The organism is Streptomyces sp. NPDC023527 (assembly GCF_055560115.1).
The window spans coordinates 178,785-201,328 of the sequence record NZ_JBVHJJ010000014.1; the positions used below are offsets into that span (position 1 = coordinate 178,785).

Sequence of the window (22,544 nt, forward strand, 5' to 3'; positions counted from 1 at the left end):
GCCCTCGGTGACTGGGTCGGAAACGATCGCCTCACCACCCTGCGGCACGAGGTGCATCTCCGTGAACGCGCCGTCGACGTAGTCCACGCGTTCGCTCCGTGCGAGGACCTGGCCGACTACGAAGTCGCCGAACTGTCCCACGCGCGCGCCCTCGCCGCCGGTTTGGCGGACAGCTGCTTCGCCTACGGCGAGCAGGCCGAGACCGCCCTCCACTTCCTGCTCACTTCCGGAGAGAAGCTGTGACGACCGAGCCCAACACCGCTAATCCCGCCGTCGCGTACGCCGACGCGCCGAGCATCATCGCGGAGATCTGCTGGGTGGCCCAGCAGACCAGCCGTTCCGTCTGCGGGGGAGCGGACCGCGAGTTCCGGCTCCGTAAGGCCGCGGTGCTCGACCGGATCGCGCTCAAGGGCACGGCCATGTACGTACCGGAGTTGGCCGCCGAGACGGTCGAGACCGCCGTTCAGGCCGCGCGGGGACTGGTCGAGTACGACGCCACGCAGTCCGGCTTGAGCCTCAAGGGGTACGAGCTGGTCACCGGCGAGGACCACCGCGAGTACGTGCGCCACGAGTACTTCGAATGGCGCCTCACGCGGCGCTTTTGATCTCACCCGGGGCAGCGGTCAACCCGTCAAAGTAGCCCGCTGCCCCGGCCTCCCCATCCCTCGAGGAAAGAGGAGACAACCAGCATGACAGCTCGGGCCTCACGCCCGCCCGAACAGGTCACATCGGCCGGCCCCCTGCTCTATCGCGTGACGGAGGCCATGAGGGTTCTCGGTCTCGGCCGGACCGCCATCTATGACCTCATCCGCACCAGGCGTATCCGCTCCGTCAAACAAGGGCGCAGCCGACTCATCCCTGCATCGGCCCTCGTCGATTACGTCGTGCTCCTGGAGCGCGAGGCAGGAGAAGAGCAGTGACCAAGCGCCGGAGCAGAGGAGACGGCGGGCTGCACTGGGACGACAAGCGGCAACGCTGGATTGCCACGGCCAGTCTCGGGTTCGACGCCGCCGGCAAGAGGATCACCAAGCGCGCGAGCGGCAAGACCAAGACCGCGGCCAAGGACAAGCTGAAGGAAGTCCTGCGCGACTACGAGGACGGTCTTGCCATCGCGCCCACCGGCTACACGGTCAAGGACGCGGTGACTGACTGGCTTGCCTACGGTCTCGCCGGCCGGGACCAGGGGACCATCACCACGAACACCATTCTGTGCAACACCCACGTAATCCCTGCCCTGGGGGCGAGGAAACTTCGAGACCTCAGCGCTGATGATGTGGACAAGTGGCTCGCCACCAAGGCGCAGGTGCTGAGCACCCGCTCCCTGGAGGCGATTCGCTCGTGTCTGAACCGCGCTGTCAAAAGGGCCATGGCGCGGGACAAGGTGAAGCGCAACGTCGTAGAGCTGTGTGCGGTCCCTGCTGGTCGCCCCGGACGACCGTCGAAGTCCCTGACGCTCAAGCAGGCAGAAGCCGTACTGAGCGCTGCGGGGGATTCCCCGCTCTACGCGTACATCGTGGTATCGCTCCTCACCGGCGGCCGTACGGAGGAGATGCGCCCTCTCCGGTGGGACCACGTCCACCTGGAGGGGGACCCGAGTGCGATTCCGGAGATCCCGCCGCACATCGCCGTGTGGCGTTCGGTCCGCCGTTCGGGTGACACGAAGACGAAGAAGTCCCGCCGTACGCTCGCATTACCCGGTCGGGCTGTCGACGCGCTCAAGATCCAGTGGGAGCGTCAGGGCTGGCAGCGGGTTGCGGCCGGTGATCAGTGGCAGGAGAACGGGCTCGTCTTCACGTCGGCAGTCGGCACGGAGCTGGACGCCGCGAATGTGCGCCGCGAGTTCCGCAAGGTCATCGCGCAGGCCGCACGGGTGCCCGACATCGACCTCACTCCTCATGAGTGGACGACTCGGGAGACGCGCACGTCCTTCGTCTCGATCTTGTCGGACCGGGGGATCCCGCTCGAAGAGATCTCGCGACTGGTCGGTCACTCCAGCACGGCCGTAACGGAGGAGGTCTACCGGAAGCAGATCCGCCCGGTGATCCAGACCGGAGCGGTTGTGATGGACGACATCTTCCCGGAGCGCTAGTCGCGCAGATAGTCACGCAGCAAAAGCCAGAAGCAGTGCACCACGTGGTGCACTGCTTCTGACCTGCTACTTAGCTGTCGGGGTGGCGGGATTTGAACCCACGACCTCTTCGTCCCGAACGAAGCGCGCTGCCAAGCTGCGCTACACCCCGATCGCTGCTCCAGGACCCGTTTTCGCAGGTCCTCGGCGCAACGAGCTCTACTTTAGCGGACCGGGGCCCAGAGACGAAATCCGATTCCGGGGGCCGCGCAGGTGGGGGCGTATCCGGTCGAGGAAGGTGAGGGCCAGGGCCAGTACGTAGAAGGCCAGGCCGAAGGTGACGGCGTTGCCGAGGACGCCGGCGTAGCCCTGGAGGTCGACATCCAGGAAGGGGTACGGGTAGCGGCCCTCGGTGTCGGGGTCGAGGAGGGCGCCGCGGATCAGGGCGAAGGGGAAGTAGAGGAAGGGGTAGGCCAGCCACTGCCAGGCGTGGCGCAGGAGGAAGCCGCCGGGCGCGGTGAGCACGAGCCAGTCGAACGCGGCCGCGAGGGGGGTCACGGTGTGCAGGAGCTGGTTGGCGATCGATTCGAGGGGCGTGCGCTCGCTGGTCATGGAGAAGCCGCTGGAGTCGTTCGACAGCACAAAGTGAAATACGAGACCCGTGATGCTGATGTAGAGCAGTGCTCCACCCGTGACCCGTGGGGAGAGGGCGGGGCGCGCGGTCCAGGCGCGGTGGGCGGACCAGGCGAAGGCGAGGGCCACCAGGATGTTGGACTGGATCGTGAAATAGCTGAAGAGCCGGCCCAGGTCGTCGGAGTCGATGGTGTCCAGGACGATGCCGGTGAGCGCGGCGAGGGCCACGAGCGCGCGGAAGGCCGCCGCGACGGGGCGGCGGCCGGTGGGGACGACTGCCGAGGCGGGGACGCCCGCCGCGCCGGGTGGGCCCAGCCGGGTGGTGGAGGAGGTGGGGTCGATCATCCCTCCACCGTACGGGCGCCCTCCGGAAACCCTTCCCGGGTCAGTCGCGATCGCGGGCGGTGAGGGTGAGGAGGGTGGCCTCGGGGGGGCAGGCGAAGCGGACCGGGGTGTAGCGGTTGGTGCCGCAGCCGGCCGAGACGTGGAGGTAGGAGCGGTGACCGCCGGCCCGGTGGGTGGAGAGGCCCTTGACCCGCTGGGTGTCGATGTCGCAGTTGGTGACCAGGGCGCCGTAGAAGGGGATGCACAGCTGGCCGCCGTGGGTGTGGCCCGCGAGGATCAGGGGATAGCGGTCGGCGGTGAAGGCGTCGAGCACCCGCAGATACGGGGCGTGGACGACGGCCATGGAGAAGTCGGCGTCCTCCTGGGGGCCGCCGGTGACCTCGGCGTACCGGTCGCGCTTGATGTGCGGGTCGTCGAGGCCGGTGAGGGCGATGTCATAGCCCTCGACCTTGAGGTTGCCGCGGGTGTTGGTGAGGTTGACCCAGCCCGCCGAGTCGAAGCCGTCGCGCAGCTCCTCCCAGGGGTTGTGGATCACGCCGACGGCCGGGGCGTTGCCGTTGAGGCCGTGCCGTCCGCTGGCCTTCTCCAGCAGATAGCGGGCGGGGTTGCGCAGCTTCGGGCCGTAGTAGTCGTTCGAGCCGAAGACGTACGCGCCGGGGAACTCCATCAGCGGTCCGAGCGCGTCCAGGGTCTCCGGCACGCCCTCGGGGTCGGAGAGATTGTCACCGGTGTTGATCACGAAGTCCGGGCGCAGCCCGGCCAGCGACTGGAGCCAGCGCTGCTTCTTGCGCTGGCCGCCGACCATGTGGATGTCCGAGACCTGGAGCACCCTCAGCGGCCGCATCCCCGGCGGCAGCACGGGCACGCTGATCCGCCGCAGCCGGAAGGAGCGGACTTCGAAGCCGGCGGCGTAGGCGATGCCGGCCGCACCGACCGCCGTGATTCCCAGGGGTACTCCGTATCGCGCGCGCATGCTGTCCATCGTCGCAGACCGCCGCGGCCCTCGGTCACACCGGCCCGTTCCTGTGGATAACGTGGATGAGGTGGACAACCCCAAAGGGGCGGGGAGTTGCCGCCCACGGACTCCCTTCCCCCGCCGCACCGTCCGTTAATACGGGGCACACGCCACTTCGGGGTGCGAAGATTGCGCCATGACCACGCTCAAGTCCACGCTTCACGACGACCTCACGACCGCCATCAAGGCGCGTGACGAGCTGCGCTCCTCCACGCTCCGCCTCACCCTCTCCGCCATCGCGTACGAGGAGACGTCGGGCAAGACCTCCCGTGAGCTCTCCGACGACGAGGTGCTGAAGGTCATCACGCGTGAGGTGAAGAAGCGCCGTGAGGCCGCGGAGGCGTTCGCCAAGGGCGGCCGCGCCGAATCGGCCGAGCGGGAGCGCGCGGAGGGCGAGCTGCTCTCCACCTACCTGCCGGCTCAGATGTCGGACGAGGAGCTGTCCGCGATCGTCGCCGGCGCGGTGGCCGAGGCCAGGGCCGCCGGTGCCGAGGGCCCGCGGGCCATGGGCGCCGTCATGAAGATCGTGAACCCGAAGGTGGCCGGCCGCGCCGACGGCGGCCGGGTCGCCGCCGAGGTGAAGAAGCTCCTCGCGGGCTGACCCCTCACGCAGCGCACACGACAGGGGCGCCCGGACCGCGAAGGTCCGGGCGCCCCTGTTCGTACGTACGGCGGTCCCTGAGGGGATCCCGCCCGCGCGGTCAGCGACCGCCCACGATGCCCGGGCCCGGAGGGTTCCGCTTGCCCGGCTTGTCGCCGCCCTTGCCCCGGCCCTGGCCCTTGCCCGGCTTGCCGGAGTTCTTACCCTGCTCCGGCTCGGCGACCGGCACGGTGTCGAAGGTCGGCGCCGGCTTGCCCTCCAGCGCGCCCGCCATGGCGTCGCGCCAGATGGGGCCGGGGGTGTCACCGCCGTAGACCTTGTCGTGGTAGACGCCGCCGATGCTGATGTTCTCCATCTCGACGTTCTTGCCCGGGCCGCCGACCCAGACGGCGCCCGCCATGTTCGGGGTGTAGCCGACGAACCAGGCGGCCTTGCGCTCGTCCGTCGTACCGGTCTTGCCCGCGCTGTCCCGGCCGTCGAGTCCGGCCTCCTTGCCGGTGCCGTCCTCGACCACGCCCCGCAGCAGGGTGTTGACGGTGTCGGCGGTCTCCTCGGACATGGCCCGCGAGCACTGCGTCTTGGGGACGGTGATGCTCTTGCCGTTGGGGCCGGTGGCCGAGTTGATGAGGACGGGCGTGCAGTACTTGCCCTGGTTGGCGAAGGCGGCGTAGGCGGCCGCCATCTTCAGCGGGGACATGCCCTGGGTGCCGAGGGCGATCGAGGGCACCTGGTCCATCTTCTTGCCCGAGGCCGGCTTGAGGCCCAGCTTGGAGGCCATCTTCGTCACCGGGCAGACGCCGACGTCACCGATCATCTGGATGAAGTAGGTGTTGACCGACTTCGCGGTCGCCTCCCGCATCCCGTAGGGGCCGACCTCGCTCTTGTTCTCGTTGTTGACCATCTCGCCGCCGCCGTTGCGCCACGTGCCGTCGCACGTCTCGACCGAGTCCGGGTAGGCCATCCGGAACGGCGAGGAGTAGGACTTGTTCGGCGAGATGCCCTCTTCCAGGGCGGCCGCCGCCAGGATGGGCTTGAAGGTCGAGCCGGTCTGGAAGCCGTAGTTCGAGCCGCCCTGGGCGTGGTCGGCGGAGAAGTTGATCTGGGTCTGGTTCTCGCCGAAGCCGTACGGCCGCGACTGCCCCATGCCGAGCACCTTGCCGGTGCCGGGCTCGACGATCGATACCGCGGTGGCCACTGAGTCGTTCTGATAGACGTGATCGCTGATCGACTTCTGCACGGACTTCTGGGTCTGCGGGTCCAGAGTCGTACGGATCGTCATGCCGCCTTCGTTCCAGCGCTTGGCCCGCGCTTCCTTCGTCTTGCCGAAGGCGGGGTCCTGGAGGAAGGTCTCGCGGACGTAGTCGCAGAAGAAGCCCGCGCCGTCGACGGCCGTGATGCAGCCGCTCTTGGGTCGGGTGATCTTGAGCTTGAGGGGCTTGGCCTGGGCGGCGGTGGCCTCGGCCGGGGTGATGTTCTTGAGGTCGGCCATCCGCTGCAGCACGGTGTTGCGCCGCTTGGTGGCCTCCTTCGGGGCGTTGACCGGGTCGAAGCGGCTGGGCGACTGGACGATGCCGGCCAGCAGCGCGGACTCGTCCAGGGTGAGGTCCTTGGCGTGCTTGCTGAAGTAGCGCTGGGCGGCGGCCTCGACGCCGTAGGACTGCTGCCCGAAGAAGGTGATGTTCAGGTAGTTGTTGAGGATGCGCTTCTTGCCCAGCTCCTTCTCGACCTGGATGGCGTACTTCAGCTCCTTGACCTTGCGGCCCAGGGTCTGCTGTGTGGCGACGGCGACCTTGTCGGGGTCGTCGCCCGCCTCCTCCACGAAGATGTTCTTGACGTACTGCTGAGTGAGCGTGGACGCACCCTCGGAGACGCCGCCGGACTGCGCGTTCTTGTTGAGGGCGCGGAGCACGCCCTTGAGGTCCACCGCCCCGTGCTCGTAGAAGCGCGCGTCCTCGATCGCGACGATCGCCTGCTGCATGTAGGGCGAGATGTCGCTGAGCGGTATGACCGTGCGGTCACGGGAGTACACCTTGGCGATCTCGCCGCCCTTGGCGTCGAGGATGGTGGTGCGCTGACTGAGCGGTGGGGTCTTGAGACTGGCGGGGATCTCGTCGAACCCCTCGACGGATCCCTTCGCCGCGAGTCCGAAGGCGCCGACGGCCGGCAGGGCAAGGCCCGCCAGAACCGCTCCGGAGAGCACGCTGACACCGAGGAACTTCGCGGCCTGCCGGGTCACGTTGGGACCCTCGCCGGAGCGCTTCTTACCCATGAGGGGAAGCCTACGTTCTCATTCGGCGGACAGACGCCCGTGTGTTCGCCTACGCTGTTTCACGCCAGTAACAGCGGTGCCCTTCAGCACCACCTCCGACATCACTCTTGTGAGTGATGAGACGTGTCCGTATTGCCGCCCGTGTCACCCCGTGACCGTCGTTGCCCGGGTGAACTGCCCCAATATGCTGGCATTGGTCGCTGATGTCGTCAGGTCACTCCGTTGGGTGATCTGCCGCGTACGCATAGTCCGTTCGGGCCATCCAAGATTGGGCCCGAAGGGGGTGTTGTCCCCTGCCTGCCTTCCGTAACGTCCTCAACTGGCAACGGTGAATATGCCGCTGCCGCCGTGGGGGAGCCTCAATTCGGGAGAGGACGGCGCCAGCATGGGCTGGGTAACCGACTGGAGTGCGCAGGCAGCCTGCCGCACTACCGATCCGGATGAACTATTCGTTCAGGGCGCAGCGCAGAACAGGGCCAAGGCGGTCTGCACCGGGTGCCCGGTGCGCACGGAGTGCCTGGCCGACGCGCTGGACAACCGCGTCGAGTTCGGTGTGTGGGGCGGGATGACCGAGCGCGAGCGGCGGGCGCTGCTCAGGCGCCGACCGACGGTCACGTCGTGGCGCAGGCTCCTGGAGACCGCCCGTACGGAATACGAGCGCGGTGCGGGGATCCTGCCGCTGGGCGACGAGGACTTCGACGCGTACGCGGCGGTCGGCTAGGCGCGATCGCGCGCAGGCCGGCGCAGGCCAGTGGGGTACGGCGTGGGGGCGCCCGTATCCGCTCGTACGCGCCCTCGTGCGCGTCCTGCACCCTCGCCGACGTCTCCGGCAGGCGTTCCCACGGAGCCGCCGGTGACTTTTCGGCGCCCTCCAGCAGCGTGCCCTTCAGCAGCGTGCTCGCCATGCTGAGCGTGCTCTCCATGCTGCCGGTGCCGGTCGTGCTGCCGTGCCGCCAAGCGCGCGCGGACTGTCGTGGCGTCAGGCGTCCGCCGTGATGTGCGCGGCGGCGGTGATCTCTGTCTTCGTCCTCGCAGTGCCTTTCAAGATGCGCTTACAGGTGTGCCTACGGGTGTGCTTGCGACTGCGCTTACAGACGTCGCGCTAAGCGTTCTCCCCGGTGGCCACAGCGGGCTGGACGGCGAGGCGTTCGCCGATGGCCCGTAGCCCCGCCAGATCGTGCACATCACCCGGCAGGGCGGTGACCTCCGCCACCGCGACCTCGGGATGCAGCGCGGTGAAGCGGTCGCGTGTGCGGCGCTCGCGGGTGAGCACCTGCATCCGCTCGGCATGCAAACGCAACAGACCCGCGGTCAGCCGCGCGGTGGAGTCTCCTGAGGAGGCCGGCTGGGGGATGCCGCCGCTCTCGGGAGGGGACGGGACCGTGGGAGTGCCGGTGCCCGGGGCGTCAACGGTACGTGAGCCAGCTTGCCCGCTGTCACGATCCACAATGCCGCTTCCGTCAAGATTTTCTGATGGTTCCATCGCGTCTCCGCCGGAACCGTCCAGCAGGGCCTCCGCGGCGGCCAGGGCCCGCTCCGCGGGGAGCCGCGCGGCCGCGCTGTCGTGCACGCGGTTGAGGACGAGACCGGCCAGCGGCATCCGCTCCGCGGCCAGCCGCTCCACGAAGTACGCCGCCTCGCGCAGGGCGTCCCGCTCGGGCGCGGCGACGACCAGGAAGGCCGTCCCCGGCGCCTGGAGCAGCCGGTACGTGGCGTCGGCGCGGGTGCGGAAGCCGCCGAACATGGTGTCCATGGCGGCCACGAAGGTCTGGACGTCGCGCAGGAGCTGGGCCCCCATCAGCTTGTTGAGCGGGCCGCTCATCACCGACATCCCGACGCCGAGGAACTTCATCCCGGCCCGCCCGCCGATCTTCGCGGGCGCCATCAGCACCTTGATGAACTTTCCGTCCAGGAACGAACCCAGGCGCCCCGGAGCGTCCAGGAAGTCCAGGGCGGAGCGGCTCGGCGGGGTGTCCACGACGATCAGGTCCCACTCGTCGCGGGCGCGGAGCTGGCCGAGCTTCTCCATGGCCATGTACTCCTGCGTGCCCGCGAAACCGGCCGACAGGGATTGGTAGAAGGGGTTCTCCAGGATGGCGCGGGCGCGTTCCTTGTCGGCGTGCGCCTCGACTATCTCGTCGAAGGTCCGCTTCATGTCGAGCATCATGGCGTGCAGCTCGCCACCGGCGGAGGAGTCGATCCCGGGCACCCGGCGCGGCACGTTGTCGAGCTCGTCGATGCCCATGGACTGCGCGAGCCTGCGAGCCGGGTCGATGGTGAGGACGACGACCTTCCGCCCGCGCTCCGCCGCCCGTACGCCCAGCGCGGCCGCGGTCGTGGTCTTGCCGACGCCGCCCGAGCCGCAGCACACCACGATGCGGGTGCGGGGGTTGTCCAGGACGGGGTCGATGTCGAGGACGGTGGCGGTGTCGAGTCCGTTCGCCTGCACGCTCAACGCGCCACTCCTTGCTTCCGCAGTTCGCGCGCCATCCGGTAGAGGCCCGCCAGGTCCACGCCGTCGCCGAGCAGTTCCAGTTCGTACGTGGGCAGGCCGAGGCCGGATATCTCGCCGCGGCCGCGGTGCTCCAGGGCGAGCCGCTCGGTGTGCTCGCGGGCCTGCGCCACCAGGGGGTCTACCAGCTGCTCGGCGATGCCCGCGTGGCGCCCGCCGCCGAAACCCGTCCGCTCCAGGGCCTGCGAGAGGGTCCGGGCGACGGCCTCGCGGCCGCCGTTCGCGGCGACCTCCACGGCCGCCTCGTCCAGTATCTCCGGCCGCACCATATTGATCACGACACCGCCCACCGGCAGCGCGGCGGCGCGCAGCTCCGCTATGCCGTCCACGGTCTCCTGGACCGGCATCTCCTCCAGGAGCGTCACCAAGTGCACGGCCGTCTCGGGCGACTTGAGCACCCGCATCACGGCCTGCGCCTGATTGTGGATCGGGCCGATCCGGGCCAGCCCGGCGACCTCGTCGTTGACGTTGAGGAAGCGGGTGATCCGGCCGGTGGGCGGGGCGTCCATGACCACGTGGTCGTAGACGAACCCGCCCGCACGGTCCTTGCGGCGCACGGCCTCGCACGCCTTGCCGGTCAACAGGACGTCCCGTAGACCGGGGGCGATGGTCGTCGCGAAATCGATCGCGCCGAGCTTCTTCAGCGCGCGGCCGGCGCTGCCGAGCTTGTAGAACATCTGGAGGTAGTCGAGGAGGGCCCGCTCGGCGTCGATGGCCAGCGCGTACACCTCACCGCCCCCGCCGGGAGCGACCGCGATCTTGCGTTCCTCATAGGGCAGCGCTTCGGTCTCGAAGAGCTGCGCGATGCCCTGCCGCCCTTCCACCTCGACCAGAAGAGTGCGCTTGCCCTCGGCTGCGAGGGCGAGCGCGAGTGCCGCGGCGACCGTGGTCTTGCCGGTTCCGCCCTTGCCGCTGACGACATGGAGCCTGCTCATGATTTGGAGCCTAACCAGTCGGCGGGCGGGCTACGCACGAGGCTGTCGGTGTCAGGCATTACAGTCGGGCCCATGACGAAGTGGGAATACGCGACGGTGCCGCTCCTCGTGCACGCGACCAAGCAGATTCTGGACACCTGGGGCGAGGACGGCTGGGAGCTCGTCCAGGTCGTCCCGGGTCCCAACAACCCCGAGCAGCTCGTGGCCTACCTCAAGCGGGAGAAGGCATGAGCGCGGTCGAGGACCGGATCGGTGAGCTCGGGCTGACGCTGCCGGAGGTCGTGCCGCCGCTGGCCGCCTATCAGCCGGCCGTGCGCAGTGGCGCGTATGTGTACACCGCGGGCCAGCTGCCGATGGTCAAGGGCGCCGTGCCGGCGACCGGCAAGGTCGGTGCCGAGGTCAGCGCGGAGCAGGCCAAGGAGCTGGCGGCGGTCTGCGCGCTGAACGCCCTGGCCGCCGTGAAGTCGGTCATCGGCGACCTCGACAAGATCGTTCGGGTCGTGAAGGTCGTGGGCTTCGTCGCCTCCGCGCCGGACTTCACCGCCCAGCCGGGCGTCCTCAACGGCGCCAGCGAGCTGCTGGGCGAGGTGCTGGGCGACAAGGGTGTCCACGCGCGCTCGGCCGTCGGCGTGGCCGTGCTGCCGCTGGACGCCCCGGTCGAGGTCGAGATCATGGTCGAGGTCCGGGACTGATCCCGGGTTCGGGGGCATGGCCGTCCTGCGGATGTCCCCCTCGAACATCCACGCGTGAGCGCATAGCATCCGGCCATGTCGACTTCGAACGGCCAGTGGTACCCGCCGGAGTGGCCGGACCGGATCAGGGCGCTCACCAGCGGTGCGCTCCAGCCCGTGGCTCCCCGCCGCGCGGCGACCGTACTGCTGCTGCGCGACGGAGCCGCCGGGCCCGCCGTGCACATGCTGCGCAGACGCGCCTCCATGGCCTTCGCCGGAGGCGCGTACGCGTATCCGGGCGGCTCAGTCGACCCGCGCGACGCCCGCGACGTGCCCTGGGCCGGCCCCTCCCGTGCGGACTGGGCCGCGCGGCTCGGCGTCGACGCGGCCTCGGCCCAGGCCATCGTCTGCGCGGCCGTCCGCGAGACCTTCGAGGAGGCGGGCGTGCTGCTGGCCGGCCCGGCGCCCGACACCGTCGTCGCGGACACCACGGGGGACGAGTGGGAGGCCGACCGCGCCGCCCTCGTCAGCCGCGAGCTGTCCTTCGCCGACTTCCTCGAACGGCGCGGCCTGCTCCTGCGCAGCGACCTCCTGGGCGGCTGGGCCCGCTGGATCACCCCCGAGTTCGAGCCGCGCCGCTACGACACCTGGTTCTTCGTCGCGGCCCTGCCCGAAGGCCAGCGGACCCGCAACGCCTCCACGGAGGCGGACCGCGCCGAGTGGATCGGCCCGGCCGCGGCGGCGGACGGCTACGACCGGGGCGAGCTGCTGATGATGCCGCCCACCATCTCCACCCTGCGGGCCCTGCGCCCGTACGCGCGCGTGGCCGAGGTGCTGGCCGCGGCGGGTGACCGGGATCTCACGCCCGTACTCGCCCAGGCGCGCCTCGTCGCGGGCGAGATCGTGCTGAGCTGGCCGGGGCACGACGAATTCACCAAGCACGTGTCCGCACAGTCCACCCCCGCGGGACCTTCGGAGGCCGACTCATGACATCCGCGACCGATCTCCCCGGCCGCCCGAGCGACGGCACCCCCGGCGGCCCCGCCACCGACCGCGCGACGTGCGTGCTCGCCCCCAACCCCTCCGCGATGACGCTGGACGGCACCAACACCTGGATCGTCTCCGAACCGGACTCCGACCTCGCCGTGGTCGTCGACCCCGGCCCCCTGGACGAGGCCCACCTCCAGGCGGTCATCGCCGCCACCGAGGCCGCCGGTAAGCGTGTCGCCCTGACGCTCCTCACGCACGGCCACCCCGATCACTCGGGCGGCGCGGCGCGCTTCGCCGAGCTGACGGGGACGCGCGTACGGGCCCTGGACCCGGCGCTGCGCCTCGGCGGCGAGGGGCTGGGTGTCGGGGACGTCATCACCACCGGCGGCCTGGAGATGCACGTCCTGTCCACCCCCGGCCACACCGCCGACTCGCTGTGCTTCCACCTGCCCGCCGACGGCGCGGTGCTCACCGGCGACACGGTTCTGGGCCGGGGCACCACGGTCGTCGCCCATCCCGACGGCCGGCTCGGCGACTACCTGGACTCGCTGCGGCGGCTGCGCTCGCTCACGGTCGACGAGGGCGTGGAGAGGGTGCTGCCCGGGCACGGCCCGGTGCTGAACGACGCCCAGGGCGCCATCGACTTCTACCTCATCCACCGGGCGAAGCGCCTCGCGCAGGTCGAGACGGCGGTGGAGAACGGTTACCGCACGCCGTCGGAGGTGGTCGCGCACGTCTACGCGGACGTCGACCGCTCACTGTGGCCGGCGGCGGAGCTGTCGGTGCGGGCGCAGCTGGACTATCTGGAGGAGCACGGGCTGATCTGAGGGGCGCGCCGACCGGTGACCGCGGGTTGCTACGAGGGGCGCAGACCGGTGTCGACGGGCTGACCCGCGGGCGTGAATGGATCGCGGGGCGGCGCGCACGCCGCCACCGGGAGCGCCCTCCCGGTCTTTCGCGCCGGCTCAACCCGAGCGCTGGTCGCCCCCCGGCTTGCGTTTGCGATGCGGCATCAGCGGCTCCTGTGCGCGCAGATCACTGGCGCGCGGGGACGGCAGCGGCGCGTCGATGAGGGCGATGACATCGGCGAGGGTGGTGCCCTGGGGGTCGGCCGCGCCCTGCTCGGCGACATAGCGCATGGCGTCCTGCCAGCCCTGCGCATAGCCCGACTCCCGGGCGCGGTCGAGCTCGTCGCGGGCATAGACGCCGAGGTCGCCGTCGGTCGCCGCGCGGCCCATCTCCAGCAGCAGGCCGGCCAGTTCGCCGGAGTCGAGGGTGATGGGCCGGGGGCGGCTGAGGCCGTCGTCCGGCCCCTCGGCGGGGCGGTGGTGTTCCGACGTCCCCTGATCGCTGCCCATGCGTACCCCCTGCTTTCCCCTCAGCCGTGGCCCGCTGCCTTCCGTCGCTGAGCGTTCCCCTCCTCCGACGGCAGGAACGGAGCCGCCACTTGGAGGAAGAGCGCACGCCGGTCATCGGGAATCCCGAGGAGGTCGGCGGCTTCTTCCAGAGTGATCGTCCGGCTGCCCGTAGCCCTGTTCTGAGCGTACGTCACGGGTAGCGGCAGGTCGGCTTCGGTGAGCTTGCCGGACTTGATCAGCACATCCCGTACGGGCACGTCGAGCGCGCGTGCCAGGCCCCGCATGGTCGCCAGGTCCGGCATGCTCTGGCGCTGCAACAGCCGGGTGACGGCCGCGCGGTGCACCCCCGCGTCGTCGGCGATCCTGGACCTGCCGCCGCCTCTGGGGTGATCGATGTCGTAGCCGCGGGACCTCAAGAGGTCCTCCATCCAGGCCGCGAACTCCTCCAGGGTGTTCTTCATCGCAAACCCGCTCCCTCCATCCGCGCACCAGACTAACGCGCGTGCGCGAGCGAAATGTTCGGGAAGGTTTGCGCCGGAGTGCGGCTCCCCTGGGGCTGTGTAGGGCCTGTGGAGAAAATGGGTGTTGCGTGCGTGCGCGCAACGTGGAAAAATTCATCCGAGCTCGCAAGTGTGTTCGAAGTATTGCTCGCCATCCTTCCCTGGTCCCGCTCACTTCATCCGTGTCATCCGCACCTGGTTCCGGCCCGTCGGCACTCCCGGCTCCCTCCCGCCGACCCGCCGGGGCACGGCAGGCGTTGCGTGTCTGCAATTACCGCGGGCGCCTACGCGCCATCCGTACGTCGAGTACGCACTATCCGAACGTCGAGCACCGGCCATCGGGCCACGGACCTCGCCACCCCTGGTTCGACGGCGTCCGCGGCGGCCGGCTCGGAAGCAACGGCCGTGAGGTGTCTCCGCCATGAACGACATCAGCACCGCAGCTGTCCACGCCCGCGTCTGGCTCGACCTGCTGGGACGTCAGTTCCCCGAGCTCCTCGCCGAACTGGCACCGGGCCGCACGGGGCCGCGCCCCTCGCGCACCCCGCGCTCCGGCGGCGGGTCGGCGCCCATCCGGCTGGAGGTCTCCGATGCCATCCGGGACGTCACCGACGGCGTCATCGAACTGGAGGAGGCGGTGCGCGAGCGCCTCGGCCAGGGCCGCCCGCGCAAGGCCCAGGTGCCCGAACGGCTCGGCCGCATCGTCGGGTTGCTGGAACGCATCGGCGCGGACGCCGTGCTCGCCGACCATGTGTTGAGCGAGGCGCGGCGCATGGCGCGCCGCTGCGGCCGTGCCCTCGGCGAAGCGGAGCCGCTCGTACGGATGGGTGGCCGCTGCCCCTGGTGCGACTCCGTCTCCCTGCGCGCCTTCCCCGCGCGACAGGCCGTCCTCTGCGTCAACCCGGCCTGCCGGTGCGACGACGAGAGCTGCGGCTGCGCGAACGGGACCGGGCACCGGCACAGCTGGCCGGAGGAGCGGTGGGGCGAGCCGGCGGAACGGGCCGGGCTGCCGCTCGCCGAATTGCCGCTCGCCGAGCTGTCGGCCGCCGAGCTGTCGGCCCCGGCGCCCGGCGAGGAGGCGCGATGATCAACGGACTGCTGCCGGCGACGCTCGCCGCTCTGGAGGTCGGCGTGTCCACCGCGACCGTACGCAAGTGGGTTCAGCAGGGGCACCTGAGACCTGTGGGCAAGCAGGGGCGGGCGCAGCTCTTCCGGCTGGAGGACATCTTCGCCGCCGAAAGGAATACGCGCCGCGCACACGAACTGACCCGGTAGCGCCGCCGCCCGGGAGTCGTTCGGGGAGTCGAACGCCCCGAACCAGCCCCCTCCACATCGCTGGATGCGGAGGGGGCTTTTCGCTGCTCCGGAAGTTGTACGCGATTACTGGTTGCGCGCTCGCACGTTGTCGTTCACACTTGTCGCAGCGGCGGAGCTGCGCCCAACTGCGGTTGGCGCCCCGCCGTTTCGCATGTGCGCGGCGCGTCCGCCCGTACCCCTTCCTTCCATCCGTACGGACGGACGCCCACGGCACAGCGCACCCCGCTTCACCCACCGCACCACCCCGCTTCACCCATCCCCGAAGCCACGCGGCAAGGAGCACGCATGTGAGTGATGCCCCGATCAACTTCCCCGACGTGGAACGCCTCGTCGTGGACCACCTCAAGAACCGGGCCGAGCTCGCCGGCGTGGTCGTCGACAACCGGCCGCCCGGCGGCTTCGACGGCACGCAGAAGGCCGTCCTGGTCTCCCGCACCGGTGGCGCCTGGATCGACGACCTCCACCTCGACCAGCCACTGGTCGACCTGGAGGTCTACGGCCCCGACAAGACCACCGCGCACGGCGTCGCCCTCGTCGCCCGCGCCGCGCTCCTCCAGGCGCGCGGGACGAGCTACGGCACCGCGTACGTCACCGACGTCGTCGAGGCGGACGGGCCGCGCTGGCTGCCCGACTACAACCGCCCGGCGGGCAACCGCTACCTCTCGACGGTGCGGCTGCTGATCCGCACCACCTGAGGCCCGCGCCTCACCTCTTTCCCAGGCCCTGCCGGCTGTCGGCGGGGCCTTCGTCATCCCCATCCACTGTTTTGAGGAGTTCGCATGGCAGGCAGCAAGGGTTCCGAGATCCGCGTCGCCGGTACCGGCCGCATCCTGGTGGCCGACCTGGGCAAGGCGGCGCCGGCCACCATCGACGCCCAGTGGGGCGCCGACTGGGTGGACCTCGGCTACACCACCACCGACGGCATCAAGTTCAACAAGAAGGACAAGATCGACCCGGTGGACACCTGGCAGTCGGTGAGCCCGGCGCGGTTCATCTTCTCCGACCGGGACCTGACCGTGAAGTTCCAGCTGCTCCAGATGAACAAGGACACGCTGTCGTTCTTCATGGGCGGTGACAAGGCCGCTCCGCTGACGGGCACCCCGGCCCCGGTCGACCAGTACAGCTTCGGTCTCCAGGCCAGCCCGCGACAGGACGAGCGGCAGCTGGGCATCGAGTTCGTCGACGGCAAGGACGTCACGTACCGCTTCGTCATCCCGCGCGGTCAGGTGACCGAGACGGAGGAGATCGCGCTGACCCGCACCGGGGCGATCAAGCTCGGCGTCACCTTCACCGCGCTGGCCGTCGAGGACGGCAAGACGCCGCTCGCGACGATCCTGATGAAGGACAAGGCGTACGCGTAGTCGGCTGTCGCACCCAGGTGCCGTCCCCCGCTGTGACGCGTCGCGTCAGGGCGGGGGACGGCGCCCCCTCATCCCATCCACGGCTTCCATTCAGAGGGGTTGACCACCATGGCTTCCTTCGACGTCAACGCGGCCCGCGCGCAGCGGCTGGAGGCGCTCGGCCGCGCCTGGACGTTCCAGCTCGACGACGACACCTTCGAGCTGCCGACGGAACTCACCCGGCAGACGGCCGGTGAGCTGCGCGAGCTGGACGACAACGACATCGACGGCCTGCTGAAACTGCTCCTGGGGGAGCAGCAGTTCGCCCGTTTCGGTCGGCACGACGTGACGATGCAGGACATCGCCGCGATCCTGGAGGCGTACGGCAAGGAAACCGGGCTCGGCCTGGGGGAAGGCTGAGCCTCGACGCGTTCGTCGACGAACACGCCGAGGCTCTCGAAGCGGACCTGCTCCGTCACTACGGCGTGGACGTGCTCGACTGGCACCGCGGCCGGCTCACCTCGCGCCGGCTCGCGGTGCTGATCGCGCACCTTCCGCGCGACAGCTCGGTCAATAGGGGCCTGCACGGCGAGGCCGTCGAATGGGGCACCGCGGAGCATTTGCTGGCCGCGATCACGGACCACCTGGCGGCGGCCAACTGGATGACCTCGGTCGTCAACGGCGATCCCGACGCGGAACAGCCGGATTACCCGGAGCCGGTGCCACGGCCGGGGGGCGAGGGAACGACGGGTGACGAGGGCCCGGGCCCGGAAGCCGTGCGGCAGGCGGAGATTCTGCGCTTCTTCGCGTGAGGGGGGCTCAGCGGCCGGTGGTGGAAATGGCCGTCCGGCTCGTCTCAGGAGATCCAGCCCGCCACGAGGGACGACAGAACGCCGACGAGGCTCAACGCGCCGAAGAGGAACAGGCAGAGCCAGTACAGCCGGTACCGGTACTCGAAGTCGTCCAGGATGACCGCGTCCTTCGGGTTGTCCGGATCGTAGATCACGGTCATCTCGTCCCCGGGGGAGTGCGTCGGGGCGGAGCGCAGGGACCCTTCTACGCGTATGCGTTTCTTGCCGTCCGCGGTGAAATAACAGACGCTCGCGGCATTGCCTTCGTCCCACTTTATGAAGTCGCACACGGTGCTGATGCGTGATCCGTCGCTTTTGAGGAATCGTAACTTCGCTATCCGGACGGCGAACCACAGCGTCGGTATCGCGAACAATGCCGAAAATCCCCAGCCGTTCACTGTGCCTCGATTCCTTGGCCTCGTGTGAAGCCGAAGTCTAGGGAGTCGCCGTCAGGCGGACAAGCCTGTCGGCAAGCGATCGATACTTCTTCGCGTTAGGCGGCAGACATGACACAACCGATAACCCCGCCATGGGGGCCGTCCGGTCCCCTTCCCGTGCCCGACTGGGCGGGACTCATCGAGAAGGTGAGGCAAACCGCCGCCGATACGGCGACGCAAACCTGGGAGACCCTCAAGCCGACGCTGCTGAAACAGGCGGGTGTGCAGGCGGCCTCCATGGGCGGTCAGGTGCTCAAAATCGACCCGAGCCTCATCAAGTACGACGAGAAGGGGCTGACCGTCGCCGGCGTGGCGATTCCCGGGGTGCCGTCCCTCAACAGCATCGTGGGCCCTTATGTCGAGAACGTGGTGAAGAAATTCAATCCGGAGGACCCCAATAAACTCACCCTGAGCAAACTGGGCACGAGGGTCACGGATGTCGAGAACCGGCTGCGCCAAGTCGCGACCGCCGCGGGACGAGGGTCCGCCGACCGAGGATCGCCCGCGACGCGCCAGGGGCGCACCCCGGCCGGCCGCCGACCGGGCTGGCTCCCTGAATTGCCGTCGCCGCGGACGAGGCGGGAACTCGAAGAGGTCAAGAAAGAAGTCGATCACCTCCGCAGAGCGCTTTCCGGCCTTTCCGCGGAGCTCGCCTAGACAGTAGGCGCGGCAATCGCATGAGCCGGTGCGCGCGCCGCGCGAGGTGACGTCTATCGATTGGATTTTCCGTGTCTCTAGTGCAGTCACTCGGAAGGGCATCAGGATCCCTTCGGAATTTCAAGACCCAGGCCCAGGGCGCCGAACGCGCCGCCCGAGGTCTCGGTCAGAAGGCCGGCGGCGCCGGCTCCGGGCTCGGGCGGGTCAGGAGCGGGTCGCAGCAGGCGGCGAGGGAGCTCAAGCAGCTCAGGACCGCCGCCGACCAATCCGCGAGATCCGTCTCCAAGGTCGGCCGTGAGGCAGGCAAGGGCGGCGGCTCGATGGGGAGGTTCCAGGGCGGACTGAAGAACGCCGCCGGGGGTTTCAAGGGGCTCAACAAGGAGATGAAGGGCAACTTCATCGGCATCATGTACGGGACGGAGGTCTCGGGCGTACGGCGCACCCGTACGTTCGAACTGACGGACCTCGCCCGCGGCCGGGAGATCATCGACGGCCTGGCCGCCATGGAGAACGGCTTCGAGTGGCGCGTCCACTGCTACCGCGACGCCGAGACGGGCCGGCGCGTCAAACTGCTCCAGCTCGGCCGTCCGGTCATCACGGTGGGCGAGACGGACATCGTCCTGGACCGGCCAGGGCCGCTGCTGTCCTACAGCCTCCCCGAGGACGCCACCGTCCAGGCCAACTTCTGGGTGGCGCGCGGCGAGTCGACCAACCGCAATCAGACGGCCAAGTCCATTCCGACGATCTCCAAGGTGCCGCCGGACGAGGACGACCTCAAGGCCGGCTGGCCCCGCCTCGACGGCACGTCCGACCACAGCTCCATCACCGATGTGAACGTCCTGAACGAACTCGCCAGGGCGGAGCTCGGCCGCGCGCGCAGGCCGCAGACCATCCCCGAGATCACCATCCGAGTCGACGGCCGAGTGACACCCGCCCTGCTCGGTTCGGCCGTGCGGCTGCGCATCCACGACCTGTGGCACGCGGAGGGCACGGACGACCGCTACCGCATCGTCGGCCTCGCCGTCACACCACCCGCGCGCGGGCAGGCCGAAACCGCGAAGCTCTACCTGGAGAGGCTCTGATGGCAGCGATACCGACCGACCTGCTGGACCGCATCAGGGAGCTGGAACGCCAGGTCCGCGCGCTGATGGGCAGCGCCAACACCCGGCCCGCCATGGACGAGGTCCTCGGCGGGCCGGTCAAGATCGGCGACGGTGGCACCCTCGACGTCAGGGAGCCGGGCGGAAACCAGATCCTGGGCGTGGGGTTCTTCCGCGGCACCGACCCGCCCGAGTACGGCATGAACATCAGACGCCGCAGCGGCAAGGCCGCGGTCACCGTGTGGAACGGCAACAAGCCCAACGAGGAACAGCCGTTCCGGATCTACGACCCGTACGGCACGGAGATCTTCTCCGACGACATCGCCGCGGGCGGGATCGGCGCCACCGCGGAGGTCCACATGGCCACACCCCTCACCCCGGACGGCTTTCTCGCCGCCCTGCGCACCGAAGGCGTCCACGTCGTCGAGCACGGCGACTGGCGCACCCACAACCGCGACCACGTCGGCCCCTGGGGGCCCGTCAACGGCGTGATGCTGCATCACACCGCCGGGAGCGACAGCGTCGAGCTCTGCTACGACGGCATGGACGACCTGCCCGGACCGCTGTGCATCGGAGTCCTCACCAAGGACGGCGCCGTCCACCTCGTCGGCTACGGCCGGACCAACCACGCCGGCCGGGGCTCCATGGCCGCCTACCGGGCGGTGTGCGCCGAGTCCGCGACGCCGAGCCGGCCCGGGCCGGACGCCGTCGACGGCAACGTCCACTTCTACGGCTTCGAGATCGAGAACCTCGGCGACGGCGACGACCCCTATCCGGACGCCCAACTGGCCACCGTCGAGCGTGTCGCGGCCGCCCTGTGCCGGGCGCACGGCTGGAGCGCGGCGAGCGTCATCGGCCACAAGGAGTGGACCGGCCGGAAGATCGACCCGTCGTTCTCCATGCCGGGGATGCGCGAGCGGATCGAGCGCCGCCTGGGCGGGGCTCCGGCTCCGGCGCCGGAGCCCGGCTCGTACGAACCCTTCCCGGGTGCCGCCTTCTTCGGCGAGGGGCGCGAGAGCGCGGTGATCACGGCGATGGGGCGGCGACTGGTCGCCGAGGGCTGCGGTCGGTACGCGGTCGGGCCGGGCCCCCGGTGGACGGACGCCGACCGGTCCTCGTACGCCGCCTGGCAGCGCCGGCTCGGCTTCACGGGCGCGGACGCCGACGGGATACCGGGGCGCGTCAGCTGGGACCGGCTGCAGGTCCCGCGTTCGTTCTGACGCCGTTCCTGCGCCGCTTTCCGCTTCCGCCTCCGTTCTGTCCGCTTCTTTCCTGCCCCCGCGCTGCCGATAACCGCTCTACGACAGCGATCACCGCTCTACGACAACAAGGACCGCACCATGTCTGAAGCCGCCAAGCGCACCGCCCGCACCGTCCTGCAGACCGCGATCGGTATCGCGCTCGTCCTGCCCGCCGTCGTCCAGGCGTCGGGCGTCCCGGCCGCCCTGCCCTGGGTGGCCGGCGCGCTCGCCGTGGCGGGCGGGCTGACGCGGATCATGGCCCTGCCGGGTGTCCAGGGGCTGCTGCCCCGATGGCTGCGCACCGCTCCCGCGGTCGGCCGCGACGCGGAGCTGCTCGCCCTGGCCGGCAGGGGCCGGGGCCGCCGATGACGCACTCGTCCCACTCGCCCCACCATTCCCATCCGTCCACCTCGGACGCCGCGGCCGTCGCCCTGGAGCTGGAGCGGCTGCGCGGCACGGTCGAGGCCGGGTTCGCGCGGGTGGACGGCTCGCTCGCCCTGCTCGTCCAGCGCAGCGACCAGAGCGACCGTCAGCTCGCGGACCACGAGAGCCGCCTCGACGCCCTGGAGCGCACCCGCTGGCCCCTGCCATCGCTGGCGGCGCTCTCGGGCCTGCTGGCCCTGCTGACGGCCCTCTACGGCACGTTCGCGAAGTGACCCCCTGTCACGCGCCGGCCGCGCCGGAACGCGAGAGGCCCCCGCCATCCCCGGCGGGGGCCTCTCGTGCGTTCGCGGGCCGGTGGGGCCGCTCGCTCAGCGGGAGCGCTTGGCGAGACGCTCCACGTCCAGCAGGATCACCGCGCGGGCCTCCAGGCGGAGCCAGCCGCGGCCGGCGAAGTCCGCGAGGGCCTTGTTGACCGTCTCGCGGGAGGCGCCGACCAGCTGGGCGAGCTCCTCCTGGGTGAGGTCGTGCACCACGTGGATGCCCTCCTCGGACTGCACGCCGAAGCGGCGGGAGAGGTCCAGGAGAGCCTTGGCGACACGGCCGGGCACGTCCGAGAAGACGAGGTCCGACATCGAGTCGTTGGTGCGGCGCAGCCGGCGGGCGACGGCGCGCAGCAGAGCGGTGGCCACCTCCGGGCGGGCGTTGAGCCACGGCTGGAGGTCGCCGTGGCCGAGGCCGAGCAGCTTGACCTCGGTGAGGGCGGTGGCGGTGGCCGTGCGCGGGCCGGGGTCGAAGAGCGACAGCTCCCCGATGAGCTCACCCGGGCCGAGGACCGCCAGCATGTTCTCGCGGCCGTCCGGGGAGGTGCGGTGAAGCTTCACCTTGCCCTCGGTCACCACGTAGAGGCGGTCACCTGGGTCCCCTTCGTGGAACAGGGCGTCGCCCCTCGCGAGGGTGGCCTCGCCCATGGAGGCGCGCAGCTCAGCGGCCTGCTCGTCATCGAGCGCCGCGAAAAGCGGGGCGCGCCGCAGAACGTCGTCCACGAGTTCTCTCCTTGTCGACATGCACAGAGGACCGTGGTCCCCATGATGCCCGTCGGTAAAACTGTGTGATCAAACACAAGTGTCGCGCATCGTCGCCCGGAGCCCTACGGCAGGGGTCCGATTGGGCTGCGGTTTTCCTGCGCAAGGGCCGGATGTCAGTGGCGGGCTCTAGTCTGGCCGGGTGTCCAATACGCCGGTGAGAGCACAGGGCAAGGGGGCCGGGAGGGTGAGTCGGGTTCGCGATTCCGCTGTGGGCGAACGCCCGCCTGCGAGGAAG

29 protein-coding genes and 1 tRNA gene are annotated in these 22,544 nt (G+C 70.0%); 20 read left to right on the plus strand and 10 right to left on the minus strand.

Features of this window, described 5'->3' with window-relative positions:
* The first annotated feature begins 239 nt into the window (after positions 1–239).
* The 3 genes from ACZ303_RS26315 to ACZ303_RS26325 all read left to right on the plus strand — a co-directional run bounded on the left by ACZ303_RS26315 (position 240) and on the right by ACZ303_RS26325 (position 2,089).
* Positions 240–605 (plus strand): hypothetical protein, encoded by a 366-nt coding sequence (locus ACZ303_RS26315; RefSeq protein ID WP_467342922.1) that lies wholly within the window; start codon positions 240–242, stop codon positions 603–605.
* An 84-nt stretch (positions 606–689) separates the two neighbouring features.
* Positions 690–920, plus strand: coding sequence for a helix-turn-helix domain-containing protein (locus ACZ303_RS26320; protein WP_467342924.1), 231 nt, complete (start codon positions 690–692; stop codon positions 918–920).
* Positions 917–2,089, plus strand: coding sequence for a site-specific integrase (locus tag ACZ303_RS26325; RefSeq protein WP_467342925.1), 1,173 nt, complete (start codon positions 917–919; stop codon positions 2,087–2,089). The genes ACZ303_RS26320 and ACZ303_RS26325 overlap by 4 nt, the downstream gene beginning before the upstream one ends.
* Before the next feature lie 77 nt (positions 2,090–2,166).
* Here ACZ303_RS26325 and ACZ303_RS26330 read toward each other — a convergent pair.
* The 3 genes from ACZ303_RS26330 to ACZ303_RS26340 form a co-directional block, all read right to left on the minus strand.
* A tRNA-Pro gene (locus ACZ303_RS26330) sits at positions 2,167–2,240 on the minus strand.
* Between the two features lie 47 nt (positions 2,241–2,287).
* Complete coding sequence (locus ACZ303_RS26335; RefSeq protein WP_467342927.1) at positions 2,288–3,046, minus strand: Pr6Pr family membrane protein; 759 nt, start codon at positions 3,044–3,046, stop codon at positions 2,288–2,290.
* 40 nt (positions 3,047–3,086) lie between these two features.
* Positions 3,087–4,019, minus strand: a complete 933-nt coding sequence (locus ACZ303_RS26340) for a metallophosphoesterase (RefSeq protein WP_467342929.1) — start codon at positions 4,017–4,019, stop codon at positions 3,087–3,089.
* Between the two features lie 178 nt (positions 4,020–4,197).
* Between ACZ303_RS26340 and ACZ303_RS26345 the strand changes: the two genes are divergently transcribed.
* Positions 4,198–4,662, plus strand: a complete 465-nt coding sequence (locus ACZ303_RS26345; protein WP_467342931.1) for a GatB/YqeY domain-containing protein — start codon at positions 4,198–4,200, stop codon at positions 4,660–4,662.
* A gap of 100 nt (positions 4,663–4,762) precedes the next feature.
* Here ACZ303_RS26345 and ACZ303_RS26350 read toward each other — a convergent pair whose 3' ends face one another.
* Complete coding sequence (locus ACZ303_RS26350) at positions 4,763–6,931, minus strand: transglycosylase domain-containing protein (RefSeq protein ID WP_467342933.1); 2,169 nt, start codon at positions 6,929–6,931, stop codon at positions 4,763–4,765.
* A 385-nt stretch (positions 6,932–7,316) separates the two neighbouring features.
* Between ACZ303_RS26350 and ACZ303_RS26355 the strand changes: the two genes are divergently transcribed.
* Positions 7,317–7,652: a WhiB family transcriptional regulator gene (locus ACZ303_RS26355; protein WP_467342935.1), complete on the plus strand. Its 336-nt coding sequence runs from the start codon at positions 7,317–7,319 to the stop codon at positions 7,650–7,652.
* A gap of 381 nt (positions 7,653–8,033) precedes the next feature.
* On the opposite strand, the gene bagB is transcribed toward ACZ303_RS26355, so the two are convergent.
* Both bagB and bagA read right to left on the minus strand, forming a co-directional pair.
* Positions 8,034–9,386 carry an ATPase BagB gene (gene bagB / locus ACZ303_RS26360; RefSeq protein WP_467342937.1) on the minus strand — a complete coding sequence of 451 codons (1,353 nt, stop codon included), beginning with the start codon at positions 9,384–9,386 and terminating at the stop codon, positions 8,034–8,036.
* A complete protein-coding gene (gene bagA, locus ACZ303_RS26365; RefSeq protein ID WP_467342939.1) occupies positions 9,383–10,378 on the minus strand; it encodes an ATPase BagA in 996 nt (331 codons plus the stop codon). The genes bagB and bagA overlap by 4 nt, the downstream gene beginning before the upstream one ends.
* Before the next feature lie 72 nt (positions 10,379–10,450).
* Between bagA and ACZ303_RS26370 the strand changes: the two genes are divergently transcribed.
* From ACZ303_RS26370 to ACZ303_RS26385, 4 genes are all read left to right on the plus strand, one after another.
* A complete protein-coding gene (locus ACZ303_RS26370) occupies positions 10,451–10,609 on the plus strand; it encodes a DUF4177 domain-containing protein (protein WP_003967454.1) in 159 nt (52 codons plus the stop codon).
* Positions 10,606–11,070: a RidA family protein gene (locus ACZ303_RS26375; protein WP_467342942.1), complete on the plus strand. Its 465-nt coding sequence runs from the start codon at positions 10,606–10,608 to the stop codon at positions 11,068–11,070. The genes ACZ303_RS26370 and ACZ303_RS26375 overlap by 4 nt, the downstream gene beginning before the upstream one ends.
* 75 nt (positions 11,071–11,145) lie before the next feature.
* Positions 11,146–12,039 carry an NUDIX hydrolase gene (locus ACZ303_RS26380; RefSeq protein ID WP_467342944.1) on the plus strand — a complete coding sequence of 298 codons (894 nt, stop codon included), beginning with the start codon at positions 11,146–11,148 and terminating at the stop codon, positions 12,037–12,039.
* Positions 12,036–12,866: an MBL fold metallo-hydrolase gene (locus ACZ303_RS26385; RefSeq protein ID WP_467342946.1), complete on the plus strand. Its 831-nt coding sequence runs from the start codon at positions 12,036–12,038 to the stop codon at positions 12,864–12,866. The genes ACZ303_RS26380 and ACZ303_RS26385 overlap by 4 nt, the downstream gene beginning before the upstream one ends.
* Before the next feature lie 138 nt (positions 12,867–13,004).
* On the opposite strand, the gene ACZ303_RS26390 is transcribed toward ACZ303_RS26385, so the two are convergent.
* Together ACZ303_RS26390 and ACZ303_RS26395 are read right to left on the minus strand one after the other, a co-directional pair.
* Positions 13,005–13,397, minus strand: coding sequence for a hypothetical protein (locus tag ACZ303_RS26390; RefSeq protein ID WP_467342947.1), 393 nt, complete (start codon positions 13,395–13,397; stop codon positions 13,005–13,007).
* Positions 13,398–13,417: 20 nt separating this feature from the next.
* Positions 13,418–13,858, minus strand: coding sequence for a helix-turn-helix domain-containing protein (locus tag ACZ303_RS26395; RefSeq protein ID WP_467342948.1), 441 nt, complete (start codon positions 13,856–13,858; stop codon positions 13,418–13,420).
* 460 nt (positions 13,859–14,318) lie between these two features.
* Here ACZ303_RS26395 and ACZ303_RS26400 point away from each other — a divergent pair, with 460 nt between their 5' ends.
* From ACZ303_RS26400 to ACZ303_RS26425, 6 genes are all read left to right on the plus strand, one after another.
* A complete protein-coding gene (locus ACZ303_RS26400; RefSeq protein ID WP_467342950.1) occupies positions 14,319–14,984 on the plus strand; it encodes a hypothetical protein in 666 nt (221 codons plus the stop codon).
* A complete protein-coding gene (locus ACZ303_RS26405) occupies positions 14,981–15,172 on the plus strand; it encodes a helix-turn-helix domain-containing protein (RefSeq protein WP_467342952.1) in 192 nt (63 codons plus the stop codon). Before ACZ303_RS26400 ends, ACZ303_RS26405 begins: the two co-directional genes overlap by 4 nt.
* 329 nt (positions 15,173–15,501) lie before the next feature.
* On the plus strand, positions 15,502–15,909 hold the full coding sequence (locus ACZ303_RS26410) for a hypothetical protein (protein WP_467342953.1): 408 nt from the start codon (positions 15,502–15,504) through the stop codon (positions 15,907–15,909).
* Positions 15,910–15,993: 84 nt separating this feature from the next.
* Complete coding sequence (locus tag ACZ303_RS26415; RefSeq protein ID WP_467342955.1) at positions 15,994–16,575, plus strand: phage tail tube protein; 582 nt, start codon at positions 15,994–15,996, stop codon at positions 16,573–16,575.
* Between the two features lie 108 nt (positions 16,576–16,683).
* Positions 16,684–16,974, plus strand: coding sequence for a hypothetical protein (locus ACZ303_RS26420; RefSeq protein ID WP_467342957.1), 291 nt, complete (start codon positions 16,684–16,686; stop codon positions 16,972–16,974).
* Positions 16,975–17,039: 65 nt separating this feature from the next.
* On the plus strand, positions 17,040–17,366 hold the full coding sequence (locus ACZ303_RS26425; protein WP_467342959.1) for a hypothetical protein: 327 nt from the start codon (positions 17,040–17,042) through the stop codon (positions 17,364–17,366).
* A gap of 44 nt (positions 17,367–17,410) precedes the next feature.
* Here the strand turns inward: ACZ303_RS26425 and ACZ303_RS26430 are convergent, their stop codons facing one another.
* Positions 17,411–17,803, minus strand: coding sequence for a DUF3592 domain-containing protein (locus ACZ303_RS26430; protein ID WP_467342961.1), 393 nt, complete (start codon positions 17,801–17,803; stop codon positions 17,411–17,413).
* Positions 17,804–17,959: 156 nt separating this feature from the next.
* Between ACZ303_RS26430 and ACZ303_RS26435 the strand changes: the two genes are divergently transcribed.
* The 5 genes from ACZ303_RS26435 to ACZ303_RS26455 all read left to right on the plus strand — a co-directional run bounded on the left by ACZ303_RS26435 (position 17,960) and on the right by ACZ303_RS26455 (position 21,496).
* Entirely contained in the window at positions 17,960–18,499 is a 540-nt protein-coding gene (locus ACZ303_RS26435; RefSeq protein WP_467342962.1) for a hypothetical protein, read from the plus strand.
* Between the two features lie 80 nt (positions 18,500–18,579).
* Positions 18,580–19,581 carry a hypothetical protein gene (locus ACZ303_RS26440; RefSeq protein WP_467342964.1) on the plus strand — a complete coding sequence of 334 codons (1,002 nt, stop codon included), beginning with the start codon at positions 18,580–18,582 and terminating at the stop codon, positions 19,579–19,581.
* A gap of 377 nt (positions 19,582–19,958) precedes the next feature.
* Positions 19,959–20,819, plus strand: a complete 861-nt coding sequence (locus ACZ303_RS26445; RefSeq protein WP_467343005.1) for a peptidoglycan-binding protein — start codon at positions 19,959–19,961, stop codon at positions 20,817–20,819.
* Between the two features lie 120 nt (positions 20,820–20,939).
* Entirely contained in the window at positions 20,940–21,209 is a 270-nt protein-coding gene (locus ACZ303_RS26450) for a hypothetical protein (protein ID WP_467342965.1), read from the plus strand.
* The gene (locus ACZ303_RS26455; protein WP_467342967.1) at positions 21,206–21,496 is read left to right on the plus strand and encodes a hypothetical protein; all 291 of its coding nucleotides are present in this window, start codon (positions 21,206–21,208) and stop codon (positions 21,494–21,496) included. Before ACZ303_RS26450 ends, ACZ303_RS26455 begins: the two co-directional genes overlap by 4 nt.
* Before the next feature lie 96 nt (positions 21,497–21,592).
* Here ACZ303_RS26455 and ACZ303_RS26460 read toward each other — a convergent pair whose 3' ends face one another.
* The gene (locus ACZ303_RS26460) at positions 21,593–22,267 is read right to left on the minus strand and encodes a Crp/Fnr family transcriptional regulator (RefSeq protein ID WP_030367278.1); all 675 of its coding nucleotides are present in this window, start codon (positions 22,265–22,267) and stop codon (positions 21,593–21,595) included.
* Between the last annotated feature and the right edge of the window lie 277 nt (positions 22,268–22,544).